The organism is Plantibacter flavus (assembly GCF_900177615.1).
GTDB classification, from domain to species: domain Bacteria; phylum Actinomycetota; class Actinomycetes; order Actinomycetales; family Microbacteriaceae; genus Plantibacter; species Plantibacter flavus.
This window is the reverse complement of record NZ_FXAP01000004.1, coordinates 144518-158665: the sequence shown is the minus strand read 5'-3', so window position 1 is coordinate 158665 and position 14148 is coordinate 144518. Positions and strand designations below refer to the sequence as shown.

Sequence of the window (14148 nt, the reverse complement as noted above, 5' to 3'; positions counted from 1 at the left end):
GGATCAGGCGTCGAAGGATCCTCGGCGGGCGTCACCGCGACGCCCTGATCGCACGCCGGATCGGCGGAGGCGACCGGCGACGAGACCGGCCAGCTCCATGGCGATGACGTAGCTCACGATGCGGACCGCGAGCAGCACGATGACGAGCACCGGCGAGACGAGGTCGGGCGAGATCACCGCGAACGACAGCGCCCAGATCGCGACGCCACCGGCCGCCGCCGCGACCCAGGTCGTCACGCGGGCGGGGTGACGGCGGCGGGCGAGCACCAGGTCGATCGCCGCGGACGGGACGACGAGCGCGACGATGAGCGCCGGGCCGAGGGCCGTGACGGGCAGCGCGAGGAGCCCGGTGACGGCTGCGGTGAGCACCGTCGCACCGGGGACGCCCGTCCAGCGCCTGGCGAGCATCGGCATCACCATCGTGACGGCGGCGATCGCGGCGTAGAGCACCGGGTTGAGCACCGCGGCGGTCGAGGTCAGCGGGCTGACGAGGAAGAGGATGACGGCACCGACGGCGCCGAAGGCCGCGCAGCGCAGCAGGGTCGTGGTGGTCGCGGTTCTCATGGCCTCAACAGGGTAGTGGTGGTGGAAGGACGACGGGCGGGCGGAGCCCGAAGGCTCGACCCGCCCGATCGGTCAGGTCCGGGTCAGTGCCCGGTGACGAGGCGGCGTCGGATGACGAGCCCGGTACCGAGCAACAGCAGGATCGCCGCCCCGACCACCAGTGGTGCGACGGTCGTTCCGGTCGAGGCGAGCACCGGACCCGGCGTGCTCACGGTGGCCGTGGACGGGTCGGAGGTGAACGACTCGCCGCCCGGCGTCACGCCGGTCCCGAACGCGGTGTTGCGGATCGAGCCCGCGTTCAGGTCAGCCTGGGTGACCGTGTAGGTCGCGGTGCAGACGACCTGGAGGCCGGGCGCGAGGAGCGCCGTGCCCGTCGGGCAGGTGATCGCGGAGAGCGTGCCGGTGCCGGTGAAGTCACCTTCCTGGACCGCGACGTCACGCAGGGTGACGTTGCCGGTGTTCGTCACCTGGAACGAGTAGGTGATGACCTGTCCTGCAGTCGTGGCCCGCTCCACGTCGGCCGTCTTGACCACCGAGAGGCCGGGGACGGGCGGCGACGGGATCGTGACCTCGGACGGCGGCGAGACCGGCGGGACACCGTTCACGCTGTTCGGCGGCGTCGCCGTCGCGGTCGCCGAGTTCGTGATCAGCCCCGCGTCGACGTCTGCCTGCACGACCGTGTAGGTGGCCTCGCAGGTGATCGTCGCGCCCGGTGCCAACGAAGCGGCTTCGGCCGGGCAGACGACCTCGGACAGCTCGCCGGCGCCGGAGAACTCCCCTTCCGTCACCGTCGGGTTCGTCAGCGTGACGTTCCCGGTGTTGGTGAGGAGGAAGGAGTAGGTGACGACCTGGCCGACCGCGAGGCCGTCCTGAGCCACCGCATCGGCCGACTTCACGACCGTGATGGCTGGCGTCGCCGGGAACGCGACGGTGGTCTCCGACGGCGGCGAGAGCGGGGGAGTGCCACCGTTCGGCGGGGTGCCGGTCGCGGTCGCGCTGTTCGTGACCGATCCCGCGTCGACGTCAGCCTGGGTCACCGTGTAAGTGGCCTCGCAGGTGACGGTGGCCGCTGGGGCGAGCGAGACTGCCGCGGGCGGGCAGACGGCCTGGGACAGCTCACCGGTCCCGCTGAACTCGCCCTCGACGACCGAGACGTCGGCGAGCGTGACGTTCCCGGTGTTGGTGACGAGGAACGAGTAGGTGACCTCCTCACCGGCGTTCGCGACCGTGGTCGGCGTCGCGGACTTCGCCACCGTGATGGCGGGCGCTGCCGGGAACTCGACCGTGGTCTCCGACGGCGGTGAGACCGGGGGAGTGCCGCCTGCCGGCGGGGTGCCGGTCGCGGTCGCCGAGTTGGTCACCGAGCCGGCGTCGACGTCGGCCTGCGTGACCGTGTAGCTCGCTTCGCAGGTGACGGTCGCGGCCGGAGCGAGCGAGCCGGCTGCAGCCGGGCAGACCACGTCGGAGAGCTCGCCGGTGCCGGTGAACTCGCCCTCGATGATCGAGACGTCGGTGAGGGTGACGTTGCCGGTGTTGGTGACGAGGAAGGAGTACGTGACGTCGTCGCCGGCGTTCGCGACCGTCGTCGGCGTCGCCGACTTCGCGACGGTGAGTGCCGGGGCCTGGGCCACGCCCGGAATGGTGACCTCGGACGGCGGTGAGACCGGCGGCTGGCCCTGCGGCGGTGTCCCGGTCGCGGTGGCCGAGTTGGAGACGCTACCGGCATCGATGTCGGCCTGCGTCATCGTGTAGGTGGCCTCACAGGTGACGGTCGCCGTAGGCGCGAGCGACGCGGCTCCCGCCGGGCAGACGACGTCGGAGAGGTCACCGGTCCCGGTGAACGCGCCCTCGTCGACCTGGACGTCGGTGAGCGGGACGTTGCCGGTGTTGGTGACGAGGAAGGAGTAGGTGATCTCGTCGCCGACGGCGTACTCCGCCGCAGCGGGGGACGCGGACTTCACGACGGTGATCGCGGGAGCCTGCGGCACGAACTCGACCGTGGCCACGGCCGGCGGGTTGAGGCCCACGCTCGTGATGTTGTCGGGACCGTTCGTGAACGTCCCGGCGACGGGCGACGTGACCTCGACGGTCACGGCGCAGGAGGCCATCCCCTGGCTGAGGTTCCCGGTGACGTCGATCGACGAGCCGCCCTCGGGTGCGGTGACGACACCCGACGGGCAGGTGGTCGACGCGTCGCCGTCCGCGATCGTCAGGCCGGCGGGCAGCGCGTCCGTGAAGGACCAGCCGTTCTTCGCCGCGAGCTCGTCGGTGTTGGTGATCGTGAGGGTCAGCGTCGACGTCTCACCGGCGACGACGCTCGCCGGGCTGAACGACTTGTCCAACTGCGGGGAGACGTCGAGCACCTGGATGTTGTCGAAGGCGTGGTCGTTGCCGGCCGTGCCGCCGCCGGTCAGGTTGCGGGCGACGATGCCGACGGTCGCCCCGGGGAGCAGGACCGCTCCCGGTGAGACGTAGGTGCCGACACGGACGTTCTCGGCCCCTGCCGCGCCGGTGGCCGGTGCGGTGACGGACCGGGAGCCGGCCGCGGTACAGCCGTTGACCGCCCCGACGGAGTGGGCGCCGCCCTGGTCGTCGGTGAGGAAGAACTCGAGGACGGGCTGCTGCGACGCGTTGCACGACACCGCGGCGAGATCCACCGAGGTCGTGAGGTACCGGCCGGCGCTCGTGAGCGCGATCGGGTCGACGGTCGCGAACTCGACCGCGTTCGGCGGGTTCATGGTGAGGTTCTGCTGCGAGGTCCAGGCACTCACGGAGTGGTTGGCCGTGTCGCCGGCGCCGAGGGCCCAGGCGAGCTGCCGCGTGCGTCCTTCACCGGACGCCGATGCCGCGAGGCACTGCGGCTCCGCGGACGAGGCGAAGCTCGTGATGTTGCCGTTGCACTGGGTGTGGTCGCGCCAGGAGGCGTCCGCGGTGTACCGCGTGCCGTCGGCTCCGACGTAGTCCTCGATGTACGTCGGCGACGTCACGCCGTTCTCGAAGTCCTCGGTGTAGACGACCGAGCCCGACTGCGGCGTTCCCGGCGTCCCGGGCAGCGCCTGCGCGCTCGAGCCGACCCCGACGAGCGAGAGCGCCGACAGGACGGTCACCCCGATGATCCCCATGGTCGCGCGACCGGCGGACGGTGCCCCCCACTGGTTCCGCCACCGTGCGCGGTGACTCCTTCGACCCGTGTGCTGCTGCATGTGTGTCGCCTTCCCCGTGAAGCGGCGGTGCGCCCGCCGAAAACCTGGCCCCAGCTGTGGGGCCGAGGATCAGTAGAGCGGCAACCCCGACGCGGTCCGGGCGGATCGGCCAAAGACCACCCCGCATCCTGCCCCGGGTGTTCCCCGACAGGTGACGGTCACTTAGGGTTGACCCGTGCACATCGGTCGGAATAGGTACTTTCCCTCCCTCGGGGCGGGGTTCCTCCACCCCACGGACGTCGCCCCGGTCACCCGTCTCCTCACCACGGCCATCCAGGAGGAGGACTGGGACACGGTCGTCTCGGTGATCGAGTACGAGTGGGGGATCCTCATGGCGCTCGACCTCGCGACGCTCGACCGCGCACTGCAGGCGCTCCCGGCGCGCGTGCTCTCGAACCACCCCATCGTCTTCGCCGTCCGGGAGATCCGGCTCAACATCCGTGGGGAGACCGACGCACTCGACCAGTCGGTGGCGCAGTTCCAGCTGCCGACCGATCCCGACGATCTCCGGGACCGAGCTCGCACCGAGCTCGCGCGCATCAGCCTGAGTGCATCGACGGCGTTCATGATCGCCTACCGCGTGCACGGTCGGCACCAGCGGGCGTTGCACTACGCGCGGATCACCGAGGAGCTCGCGCGACGGGCCCGTGTGCACCGCCCGACCGAGTTCGCGCCCCGCGTCCCCACGGCGCTGCTACAGGTGGGGATCACGAAACTGCTCGTGGGCGACCTCCACGAGGCGAGCCTCGTGCTCCGCGAGGCGTACGAACTCCGACACGAGTCGTGGGACGGCCGGAACGGCGGTGATGCCTCCGGCAAGCTCGCCCTGCTCTACGCGGTGCGCGGCGAGATCGTGGAGGCGGACCGCTGGCTCGAACGCCACGACGACGGGGGCGGCGCGCACGGGTGGATGGTGCCGCTGGTCCAACTGTCGGGTGCCATCGCCCGGGCCTTGATCGCCATCGCCCGCGTCGACCGGGCAGCGGCGGAGGCGGCGCTCGCGACCCTGGAGCTGCAGGTCAACCGTGAGCGTTCCTGGGCACCGTTCATCACCTACGCGCAGGCGCAGCACGCACTCCTCTGGGGCGATCGACGGGCGGCGCTGCAGCTCATCGAACGCACCCGCGTGTTCGCCGGTCGCAGCCTACGTCATGCCGGGTCGGAGCGACTCCTCGACGCCGTGGAGGCGTCACTCCTCCTCGCCCTCGACCGTCCGACGGAGGCCAGCGTCCTCCTCGACGGCCGTGACCGCAACGCCCACACCGCGGCGGTCGCCTCGCGGCTCGCCCTCCTGACCGATCGCAAACCCCTCGCCCGGGAACTCGCCACCGCCGGGCTCGCGGAGGAGCACATCGACGCCGGTGCGCAGACGGAGCTGCTCATCACCTCGGCGCTCGCCGACGACTCGGACGAGGACGGGCGGCGGCATCTCCTGCAGGCGATCGCGACGACGGCGCGGACCGGGATGCTGACGCCCTTCGTGGTGGCGCCGCGCAGGCCGCTCCGACAGCTCCTCGGCACGATGTCGCCCAGCGAGACCCATGCGCGGATCGAGCGGACGCTCGCCTCGAGTCCCGAGCCGACGCCCGAGACCGTGCAGCTCGTGGAGCTCACCGCCACCGAGCGCCGGATCCTCCAGCTCTCCGCGGAGGGTCGGACCCGACAGGACATCGCGCAGGCACTGTACGTGTCCGCGAACACGGTCAAGTTCCACTTCCGGAACGTCTACCGGAAGCTCGGCGTCGACTCCCGCGAGGACGCGCTGGCCACCGCACGGCGGTTGGGACTGCTCCCGACCGAGCGGTGACACGCCCACGTCCGGCGCTGCAGGTGGCGCCGGACCCGATCCTCAGACCGCCAGCGACCAGGCGTCGGCTCGCACGGTCGCGTCGTGCCGCACGGCGTACCGCTCGCCATCGGCCGGATACGCCCGGAACGTCCGAGCGGGGTGCCCGGTGTGGTGGATCTCGACGATGGACGCGTCGATGAGGATCCGGACCTCGTCGCCCTCGGCCAGCTCGCCCCGCCAGATCACCTGCGTGTCCGAGCCCTCCAGCTCGAGGGAGGCCGTGCCTGCGCCGGTGAGCCGCACCTCCGCCTGATCGGGAAGCGCTGCCGCGTCGACGACCTTGGCCCGGAGTCCCGGCAGTTCCCGCGCGGGGACCAGCTCGACCTCGTCGCCGCGGACCACGAGCTCGCGCGGGAACGTCAGCATGCCCGACCAACCCTGCTCGTCGGTGTCCGCCTGCGTCCGGCCGCGCACGCCATCGGGTGCGATCTCCTGGGCCCAGCCCCAGAGGAGCACCCGCTCCGGGTGTCCGTCCGAGCCGTCGGACTGCACGGCCTGCGGCGCGTAGAAGCTCGACCCCTCGTCGATGATGCCGGTCCGGCGGGCGCTGAACACGGGCCGCCCGGTGGCCTCGTCGAGCTCCATCGAGCCGAGGATCCAGGCCACCCCGCGGTGCGGCTGGCCGTCGAGCCACAGCGACACCAGCAGCACCCAGTCGTCGCCGACGCGCACGAGCTGCGGGCACTCCCACCCTTCGCACGGAGCGAGCTCCGAGACGACCGGCGCCTCGGCCGTCAGCAGGTACCCCTCCTCGGTCCAGGCGTCGAGGTCGTCGACACCGTAGAGGAGGAGCGCCCCACCGACGTCGGAGCGGCCGGCACCCTGGATCGCCCAGCGGCGCCCACCCAGCTCGAAGAGGAACGGGTCGCGCACCATCGTCACGCGCTCGTCCGCGGGGAGCCCGGCAGCGACGACACGTTCGCCGCTCCAGTCCTGCGCATCCGCCGAGCCGTGGACGACGACGACCTCCGAGAACCCGTGTCGATCACGCGCGCCCGAGTAGACGACGGCCGGCCGGCCCTGGTCGACGACCCCGACGCCGCTCCAACAGCCGAAGCCGTCGGTGGTGCCCGGGCGGGGCGCCAGGGCCACCGGGTGCTCCTCCCAGGCGAGCAGGTCCGGCGAGCTCACGTGACCCCAGTGGATGTCCTCGTGCCGGGCCGACCCCGGGTTGTACTGGAAGAACACGTGCCAGCGACCGTCGACGAACATGATGCCGTTGGGGTCGTTCAACCACCCGGCCTCGGGTCGTGGGTGCAGCAGCGGGAAGCCGCGGTCGAGGACGTGCGTTGCGTGGAGGCCGGTCATGGCTTCCTTTCGGTTCGAGATCAGTCGGATCGAGGGGAGGACGGTGGTGCTGGTCACTTGCTGACGCCGGCGGTGAGCCCTTCGCGCAGCGGCTTCTGGCCGAAGACGAAGACCAGCGCAGCCGGGATCATGGACAGGACGACACCGGCGAGGACGGTCGCGACCGACCCGGTGCCGAGGTTGCCCTGCAGGGTCACGAGCCCGAGCGGGAGGGTGAAGTTCTGCTCGCTGATCGTGAGGATCAACGGTCGGAAGAACTCGTTCCAGTGGTAGTTGAACGCGAGGATGCCGACGATGGCGAGGCCCGGGGCGGCGAGCGGCAGGTAGATGCGGAAGAAGATCTTCCACGGTCCCGCCCCGTCGATCTGCGCCGCCTCGGCGAGCTCCGGCGGCAACCCCATGAAGTACTGCCGCATGAGGAACGTGCCGAACGCCGTCGGGATCATCGGGATGATGAGCGCGAGGAGCGTGTCGGAGAGTCCCATGCCGCGGATGAGCATGAACACGGGGACGATCGTCACCTGCATCGGCACCATCATCGTGGCGAGGATGAGTCCGAACAGGATGCGCTTGCCCCCGAAGTCGAAGCGCGCGAACACGTAGCCGGCCATCGCCGCACTGAGCATCTGCCCGGCTGCGATGAGGAGCGTCACGAGCGCGCTGTTCCACGTGTAGAGCAGGATCGGGATCTTCTGGAAGACGTCGATGAACGCGCCCGGGCCGAACTCGGTCTGCCCGGTGTCGACGTTCGCCGGGGTGAGCGCCGTGATGAGCGTCCAGACGACGGGCGCGAGCGTGAGGAACGCGGCGATGACGAGGACGAGGAACTTCCCGGCCGAGGCGAGTCGGCGGCGTGATGAGTCGGGGGTGACTGCTGCGATGGACATCTGGGACCTCATCCGTAGAAGACGAAACGCTTGCTCAGCCGGAACTGTGCGGCGGTGACGAGCATGATCAGGAGCGTCAGCACGATGCCGATCGCTGCGGCGAGACCGAAGTCGAGCTGCTGGAACGCGGACTCGTAGATCACCATCACCGCGGTACGGGTGTCGTCTCCCGGCCCACCTCGCGTGAGGACGTACGGCTGGTCGAAGATCTGCAGGGCGCTGATGATGGCCATGACGGACGCGACGAGCATGGTCGGGCTCACGAGGGGCAGGGTGACGTTCCGGAACTGGCTCCAGCCGTACGCGCCGTCGAGCGACGACGCCTCGTAGACCTCGCGTGGGATCGCGGCGAGTCCGCCGATGAACAGCAGGAAGGTGAAGCCGAAGTTCTGCCACACGTAGACGAGGAGGACGACGATTTTCGCCCCGAACCCGGTCGTCAGCCAGCCGATGTTCCCGACCCCGAAGAGTCCGAGGAACTCGTTGACGAGGCCGAACTCCTGGTTGAACAGGTACGACATCACGAGCGAGACGGACGCGGCCGACAGCACCAACGGGAAGAACAGTGCGGAGCGGAAGAAGGTGCGCAGCCATTCCGGCATCCGCGACTGCACGAGGATCGCGAGGAGGAGGGCGACGGCGAGCTGCAGCGTGACCGCGACCACGACGAAGCCGACCGTGTTCAGGAAGGAGACGCGGACCGTCGGGTTGGCCGCGAGGTCGACGAAGTTGCCGACGCCGACGAACTCGGGTGCCGAGATGATGTCCCACCGGAAGAACGCGAGGACGAACGACCCGATGATCGGGACGAAGCTGAAGAGTCCGAGGCCGATGAGCGTCGGGGCGAGGAACACCCAGACGAGCAGTCGGCTGCCGCGAGGGGCACGCTTGCGCCGGCCGGTCTCGGCCTCGGGCGGGACGACCAGTGCTCGGGTCGCTGTCGGTGACTGCAGCGCCATCATCGTCCCTTCAGCGCGAGCTCGAGGTCCCGCTGCATCGTCTCGAGGCCGCGGCGGACGCCGTTCGGGCCGTTCGTGATCGTGCCGACCACGTTCTTGATGAGGGCCGACTCCACAGCGGCCTGTTGGGGCGGTGCGGGCATCGGGCCGGTCGTCGGGAACCGGTCGAGGGTGTCGTAGAAGACCTCCCAGTGCTTCGGGCCGATGTCACCGCCGTACAGCTCGGCGTTGAGCGAGCGCCGGGGCAGCGACGAGTCGGGCTGGCTGTGCGCGATCGACATGCCCTCGACGGAGATGCAGTACTTCATCCACTCCCACGCCTCGTCCTTGCGTTCGGAGGTCTGCATCATCGCGTAGCCGCCGGCTCCGAACTGGTGGCGCTGTCCGCGCATCTTCGGGAAGTAGGTGACGTCGTACTCGTCGTCGCCGAGGCCGGCGTCGTTGAGTCCCTTGACCCAGAACCCGCCGGCCGGCGTCATGCCGACCGAGCCGCGGGAGAAGAGTGAGACGAGCTCGTTGCCGCCGCCCTGCGCGGGGTTCGCGGCGATGCCCTCGGAGACCATGCGCTGCAGGACCTCGAAGCTCTCGACGGTGCGGTCGCTGAGCGCGTCGGCGTTCTCCCACAGGTACCCACCACCACGAGGGGTCTCGTTCGGGTAGAACTTCGACCACATCCAGTCGCCGCCGGGTGCCTTCTCCTCGGTGAGGAAGCTCGTGTCGTTGATGTACAACCAGGGCACGACACCGCCCCAGAGTCGGTTGTTCCAGAAGTAGGGCAGGAACGATCCGGGGGCGCTGGCCTGCATGGTGCGGCCGACGGTGAAGAAGTCGTCGACCGACCAGTCGTCGCGCGGACGCTCGAGGCCGGCCCGCTCGAACGCGGAGGTGTTGTAGTACATGTTCGCCGCGTTGAAGTTGTCGGGCAGTTGGAACAGGTTGCCCTTGTACATGAACGACTCGATGAGCGACGGGTTCACGTCGTCGAAGTACTCCTGCAGCTCGGCGGCGTCGCGCTGCACGTACTCGTCGATCGGGTGTGCGAGTCGCTCGGCGAACAGCTGCGTGCCCTCCGTGGCGACCGACACGATGTCCGGCGGGGTGCCGGCCGCGACCATCGTGAGGATCTTCGCGAAGAAGTTGCCCCAGTCCTGGCCCTGGATCGCGATGATCCGGACGGGGATGTCGGGGTGCAGCTTCTGGAAGCCGTCCACGAGCGACTGCCGGGCGGCGGCGTCCTGGGCGGTGCCGAAGAGGGCGACGGTGAGGGCGTCGTCACCTCGGCCGGGGATGTCTCCGCCGGTGAGGCGCGGCCAGGAGATGGCCGTGCCCGCCAGACCGAGACCGAGCAGGGCGAGTGCCGCCCTGCGACTCAGATCAACCACGTTGTTGCTCCTGCGAAATCGGGGCCGACCGTTCGCAGGGCGCGGACGATGAGCCGTGAATGGAGGTGCTGAACGGATTCAGCAGACGAAACATAACACAGCTCCGCGCGATATGCTGAACTGATTCAGCAAACCGCACGAGGGAGTGTCATGTCCACGCAACGCCGCCGCACGACCCTCGCGGACGTCGCGGAGCGCGCGGGCATGTCCAAGGCCGCGGTGAGCATGATCATGAACGACCGCCCCGGTTCCCGGCTGTCCGCGGACGCCGTCGAGCGGGTCCGCGCCGCCGCGGCGGAGCTCGACTACCGCCCGAACCCCGCGGCCCAGGTGCTGCGCCGCGGGAAGACCAAGACGATCGGGTTCATCTCCGACGAGGTCACGCTCACCCGGCACGCCTCGGGGCTCATCGGCGGTGCGCTCGAGGTGTCGAAGGCCCACGACCACACGATGCTCATCGCGGAGACCGAGGGGATCGAGGGCGGCCTCGCCCGCGCCTTCGAGACGATGATCGACCACCGGGTCGACGGCATCCTCATCGGCCTCCTCGGCGCCCGCCTCATCGACCTCCCCGCCACCTCGACCGGTGTCCCCGTCGTCGTGCTCAACGGAGCGTCCTCCTCGGGACACGCGAACGTCCTGCCCGACGAACGAGCTGCCGGGTACGCGGTCGCGAAACGGCTCGTCGACGCGGGCCACCGACGGATCGGCGTGGTCGGCGACCTGCCGCAGGACGTCATCGACGATCCGCGACAGACGGCGACGGTGGCGCTCCGCTTCGCAGGCATCGCCGCGGCGTTCGCGGAGGCCGGGATCGAACCTGCTCGGGTCGACATCGTCGAGTGGCAGCCGGAACCCGGCTACGAGGCGACGACCGAGCTCCTCGCGCACCATCCGGACGTCACCGCCATCCTCGCCGCGAACGACGGTGTCGCCTTCGGTGCCTACCAGGTGCTGCTCGAACAGGGGCGTCGGATCCCGCAGGACGTCTCCGTCGTCTCCTTCGACGACGAGATCCTCGCCGGCTACCTGCGCCCGGGCCTCACCACCGCACGGCTGCCCTACCAGGAGATCGGCGCGCTCGGAGCCTCGATGCTCCTCGGCCAGCACGCCCTCGGGCACGAGCTGGTCACCATGCCGATCATCGAGCGGGACTCGCTCATCGCCGCGGTGTCGACCGACGCCGGTTGACGCCACCCGACCCTCGGATCCAGCAGAGAGAGATGCCATGCACGCAGCCCCCACGACCGACGTCCTCATCGCCGGCGAGACCCTCATCGACATCGTCCGGCGGCTCGACGGGACGCAGGCGGAGAGCCCCGGCGGCAGCCCGGCGAACGTCGGGATCACCCTCGGCCGGCTGGGCCGTGCCCCGGCTCTGGTGACCCATGTGGGCGACGACGAGCGCGGCGCGGCGATCCGCTCCTGGCTCGACGCGTCCGCAGTGGCCCTCGTGTCGGCTCCGACCGGCCGGACGTCCACGGCGCAGGCGACCCTCGACGCCGAGGGGGCGGCCACCTACGAGTTCGACCTCTCGCTCGATCTGGAAGCGTCTGGAGCACCGGACGCCGCCGTCGTCCACACGGGCTCGATCGCCTCGGTCCTCGAGCCGAGCGCCGACCGCCTGCGCGAGCTGGTCGACGCGCGTCGTCCCTCGGCACTCATCACCTACGACCCGAACATCCGGCCATCGCTCATCGACGACGCGGCCCGCGTCCGTCAGTCGGCCCTCGACTGCATCGCACGCGCCCACGTCGTGAAGGCGAGTGACGAGGACGTCGCGTTCCTGCTGCCCGGTGTGGCGCCGGTCGACGCGGCCCGGGAGTGGGTCGCGGCCGGGCCGGGACTCGTGGTCGTGACGATGGGTGGTGACGGGGCGGTCGCGGTCAGAGACGGTTCCGTGCTCGAGATCGAGACGCCGCGGGTGCAGGTGGCCGACACCGTCGGTGCCGGCGACACGTTCATGGGTGCGCTGATCGACGGGCTGCTGACCGCCGGTATCGCGGGGCCCGGGGCCGAGGAGCGACTTCGTGGGGTGTCCGACGAGGTGCTGCAGCAGCTGCTCGATCGCGCCGCGCGAGCTGCGAGCATCACGGTGTCGCGGGCGGGAGCGAACCCGCCCACCTCGGCGGAACTCGACGCCTGAGGCCCTCGGAGCCTGAGCGTCAGGACGGCTGGGGCGCCGGGTCTTCCGTCCCGGCGAACCGCTCCGACGACACCACCTGCTGGGCCGCCCGGCGGAGGGCGAGGATCAGCGGTTCGGTGAGCACGGTGCCGAGCACGATGTACTGCACCGCGAGCTCGGGGGAGTCCGCCGGGATGCCGTCGATCTCGGCTTCGGCGATGCTGCGCGCTGCGTCGACATAGCGGTCGAGGACCGCGGGTGGCACGGTGAATCCGGCTCGTTCCAGGGTGTCCAGCGCCCCGGCCAGACCGGCGAGGAGTCTGGGATCGCACTGCGCCTCGATCCCGCCGAGTCGTTCGTAGAGCTCCAGTGCGCGGGTCGTGTCGACCGGACCACTCGGGCGCGGGGTGACGGCGGTGTGGGCGACGCCGAGGAGGTCGTACGGGCCCGCCGGCGGCGAGTCGAGCGCGGCGACGACGTTGCGGGTCTCCGCGATGGTCACGCCGGCGGTGAGGAGCGCGCGGATCACGCGGAGCCGGGACACGTGGGCGTCGCCGTAGCTCGCCTGGGTCGCCGAGGTGCGCTCGCCCTCCGGGAGGAGTTGCTCGCGCAGGTAGTACTTGATGGTCGCCACCGGCACCTCGGACACCGCCGCCAATTCCGAGATCCTCATCCTGTGCCCCTCGTCTGGATAGTGCTACTATCCAACTTGGATAGCGTCACTATCGAACAGGAGCAGTCTATGTCACGCGTCGTCGTCGGCCGAATCACCCATCGTCACGAGGGGGAGCTCGTCGTGTTCCACATCGGGATGACCATCAACCAGTGGTGGCGGGTGGACAAGTGGCTCCCGATCTTCGGTGACATGCCGCGCATGCTGCAGGAGCTCATGTCCGACCCGGAGTCCGGGCTCCTCGGTTCGCACATCCTGATCGGTTCCAGCGGCCCGTACCTCGTCCAGTACTGGTCGTCGATCGACAAGCTCTACGCCTACGCGTCGGCACCGGCCTCCGCCCATCGGCCTGCCTGGTCGCGGTTCAACAAGCGCGCCCGGTCCGCGCCGAAAGCCGTCGGCGTCTGGCACGAGACGTTCCTCGTCGATCGCGCCGAGAGCATCTACGTGTCGACGCCGTCCATGGGGCTGCCCGCGGCGACCGAGGCCGTGCCGGTCGGCTCACGGCAGCAGCACGCGCGACAGCGGTTCGCCGACGGCCGGACCGCCGGTCAGCGGTAGCGGTCAGCGGTAGCGCGGCGGAACGGCGAACGGTGCGGAGACGAGGGCGGCACCCTGTGGCACCTCGCCATCGCCGCGCCGGATCGGACCGCGCAGGGCGAGGGTGATCCGCAGGCCGTCGGCGGGATCCTGCGCGGTGTCCGGCTGCTCGAAGTTCAGCGTCGGCGGGTCCTCCGAAGTGCTGTAGCTCAACAGGATCATCGAGCTCGACCCCGAGGCCCGCAGCCGCGGTCTCGAGAGACGCACCGACGATTCGCGGACCGTCAGGACCTCATCGCGGTGCAGGATGCGTCCGGGACCGTTCAGCTCGTTCCCGCCCGCGCGGACCGCGACCTGTGGGCCGGCGAAGCCGACGATCGCGTGGTTCATGTCGTCGGGAGCGGCGATGAGTCCGGCAGCGTCACGGAGGTCGACGACCTGCAGTCGCCAGCGGATGCGGCGGTCGACGTCGGTGCTCGTCCAGACGTCTCGCACGCTGCCACGGCCACGGTCGAGTGGTTGCCGCACGAGGTCGGTGAACCGGACGAGCTGCGGCGGGCCAGGGTCGGCCGGTGGTCGTGACGCGACGTCGACGAGGACGAGATGAGCGGGGGTGGCAGCCGGTTCGGGTCCAGCTGCTCCGCGCATCTCGTCCTCG

12 protein-coding genes are annotated in these 14148 nt (G+C 70.3%); 4 read left to right on the top strand and 8 right to left on the bottom strand.

Annotation, left to right across the window (positions count from 1 at the left end):
- Positions 1–3 precede the first annotated feature (3 nt).
- Both B9Y95_RS13335 and B9Y95_RS13330 read right to left on the bottom strand, forming a co-directional pair.
- The gene (locus B9Y95_RS13335; protein ID WP_085512360.1) at positions 4–564 is read right to left on the bottom strand and encodes a hypothetical protein; all 561 of its coding nucleotides are present in this window, start codon (positions 562–564) and stop codon (positions 4–6) included.
- A gap of 83 nt (positions 565–647) precedes the next feature.
- Positions 648–3767 carry a DUF7507 domain-containing protein gene (locus B9Y95_RS13330; RefSeq protein WP_085512358.1) on the bottom strand — a complete coding sequence of 1040 codons (3120 nt, stop codon included), beginning with the start codon at positions 3765–3767 and terminating at the stop codon, positions 648–650.
- A 175-nt stretch (positions 3768–3942) separates the two neighbouring features.
- On the opposite strand from B9Y95_RS13330, the gene B9Y95_RS13325 reads away from it, so the two are divergent.
- Positions 3943–5574: a LuxR C-terminal-related transcriptional regulator gene (locus B9Y95_RS13325; protein WP_085512356.1), complete on the top strand. Its 1632-nt coding sequence runs from the start codon at positions 3943–3945 to the stop codon at positions 5572–5574.
- A gap of 42 nt (positions 5575–5616) precedes the next feature.
- Here the strand turns inward: B9Y95_RS13325 and B9Y95_RS13320 are convergent, their stop codons facing one another.
- The 4 genes from B9Y95_RS13320 to B9Y95_RS13305 are packed head-to-tail and all read right to left on the bottom strand — an operon-like array spanning position 5617 to position 10152.
- Positions 5617–6924, bottom strand: a complete 1308-nt coding sequence (locus B9Y95_RS13320) for a glycoside hydrolase family 32 protein (RefSeq protein WP_085512891.1) — start codon at positions 6922–6924, stop codon at positions 5617–5619.
- A gap of 53 nt (positions 6925–6977) precedes the next feature.
- The gene (locus B9Y95_RS13315; protein WP_079706931.1) at positions 6978–7811 is read right to left on the bottom strand and encodes a carbohydrate ABC transporter permease; all 834 of its coding nucleotides are present in this window, start codon (positions 7809–7811) and stop codon (positions 6978–6980) included.
- An 8-nt stretch (positions 7812–7819) separates the two neighbouring features.
- Positions 7820–8770 (bottom strand): carbohydrate ABC transporter permease, encoded by a 951-nt coding sequence (locus B9Y95_RS13310; protein ID WP_079002957.1) that lies wholly within the window; start codon positions 8768–8770, stop codon positions 7820–7822.
- Positions 8770–10152, bottom strand: a complete 1383-nt coding sequence (locus B9Y95_RS13305; protein WP_085512355.1) for an extracellular solute-binding protein — start codon at positions 10150–10152, stop codon at positions 8770–8772. Before B9Y95_RS13305 ends, B9Y95_RS13310 begins: the two co-directional genes overlap by 1 nt.
- Before the next feature lie 150 nt (positions 10153–10302).
- Here B9Y95_RS13305 and B9Y95_RS13300 point away from each other — a divergent pair, with 150 nt between their 5' ends.
- Both B9Y95_RS13300 and B9Y95_RS13295 read left to right on the top strand, forming a co-directional pair.
- On the top strand, positions 10303–11343 hold the full coding sequence (locus B9Y95_RS13300; protein WP_085512353.1) for a LacI family DNA-binding transcriptional regulator: 1041 nt from the start codon (positions 10303–10305) through the stop codon (positions 11341–11343).
- 37 nt (positions 11344–11380) lie between these two features.
- Complete coding sequence (locus tag B9Y95_RS13295; protein ID WP_085512351.1) at positions 11381–12298, top strand: carbohydrate kinase family protein; 918 nt, start codon at positions 11381–11383, stop codon at positions 12296–12298.
- Positions 12299–12317: 19 nt separating this feature from the next.
- On the opposite strand, the gene B9Y95_RS13290 is transcribed toward B9Y95_RS13295, so the two are convergent.
- A complete protein-coding gene (locus B9Y95_RS13290; protein ID WP_085512349.1) occupies positions 12318–12950 on the bottom strand; it encodes a MerR family transcriptional regulator in 633 nt (210 codons plus the stop codon).
- A gap of 69 nt (positions 12951–13019) precedes the next feature.
- Between B9Y95_RS13290 and B9Y95_RS13285 the strand changes: the two genes are divergently transcribed.
- Entirely contained in the window at positions 13020–13511 is a 492-nt protein-coding gene (locus tag B9Y95_RS13285; protein WP_085512347.1) for a DUF4188 domain-containing protein, read from the top strand.
- Between the two features lie 3 nt (positions 13512–13514).
- Here the strand turns inward: B9Y95_RS13285 and B9Y95_RS13280 are convergent, their stop codons facing one another.
- Complete coding sequence (locus B9Y95_RS13280) at positions 13515–14138, bottom strand: hypothetical protein (RefSeq protein WP_085512345.1); 624 nt, start codon at positions 14136–14138, stop codon at positions 13515–13517.
- Positions 14139–14148: the final 10 nt, after the last annotated feature.

Bases quoted from the DNA above. Each gene is read 5' to 3' on its own strand.
- B9Y95_RS13335 (WP_085512360.1), bottom strand. From the start codon at position 564: ATGAGAACCGCGACCACCACGACCCTGCTGCGCTGCGCGGCCTTCGGC.
- B9Y95_RS13330 (WP_085512358.1), bottom strand. From the start codon at position 3,767: ATGCAGCAGCACACGGGTCGAAGGAGTCACCGCGCACGGTGGCGGAAC.
- B9Y95_RS13320 (WP_085512891.1), bottom strand. From the start codon at position 6,924: ATGACCGGCCTCCACGCAACGCACGTCCTCGACCGCGGCTTCCCGCTG.
- B9Y95_RS13315 (WP_079706931.1), bottom strand. From the start codon at position 7,811: ATGTCCATCGCAGCAGTCACCCCCGACTCATCACGCCGCCGACTCGCC.
- B9Y95_RS13310 (WP_079002957.1), bottom strand. From the start codon at position 8,770: ATGGCGCTGCAGTCACCGACAGCGACCCGAGCACTGGTCGTCCCGCCC.
- B9Y95_RS13300 (WP_085512353.1), top strand. From the start codon at position 10,303: ATGTCCACGCAACGCCGCCGCACGACCCTCGCGGACGTCGCGGAGCGC.
- B9Y95_RS13295 (WP_085512351.1), top strand. From the start codon at position 11,381: ATGCACGCAGCCCCCACGACCGACGTCCTCATCGCCGGCGAGACCCTC.
- B9Y95_RS13290 (WP_085512349.1), bottom strand. From the start codon at position 12,950: ATGAGGATCTCGGAATTGGCGGCGGTGTCCGAGGTGCCGGTGGCGACC.
- B9Y95_RS13285 (WP_085512347.1), top strand. From the start codon at position 13,020: ATGTCACGCGTCGTCGTCGGCCGAATCACCCATCGTCACGAGGGGGAG.
- B9Y95_RS13280 (WP_085512345.1), bottom strand. From the start codon at position 14,138: ATGCGCGGAGCAGCTGGACCCGAACCGGCTGCCACCCCCGCTCATCTC.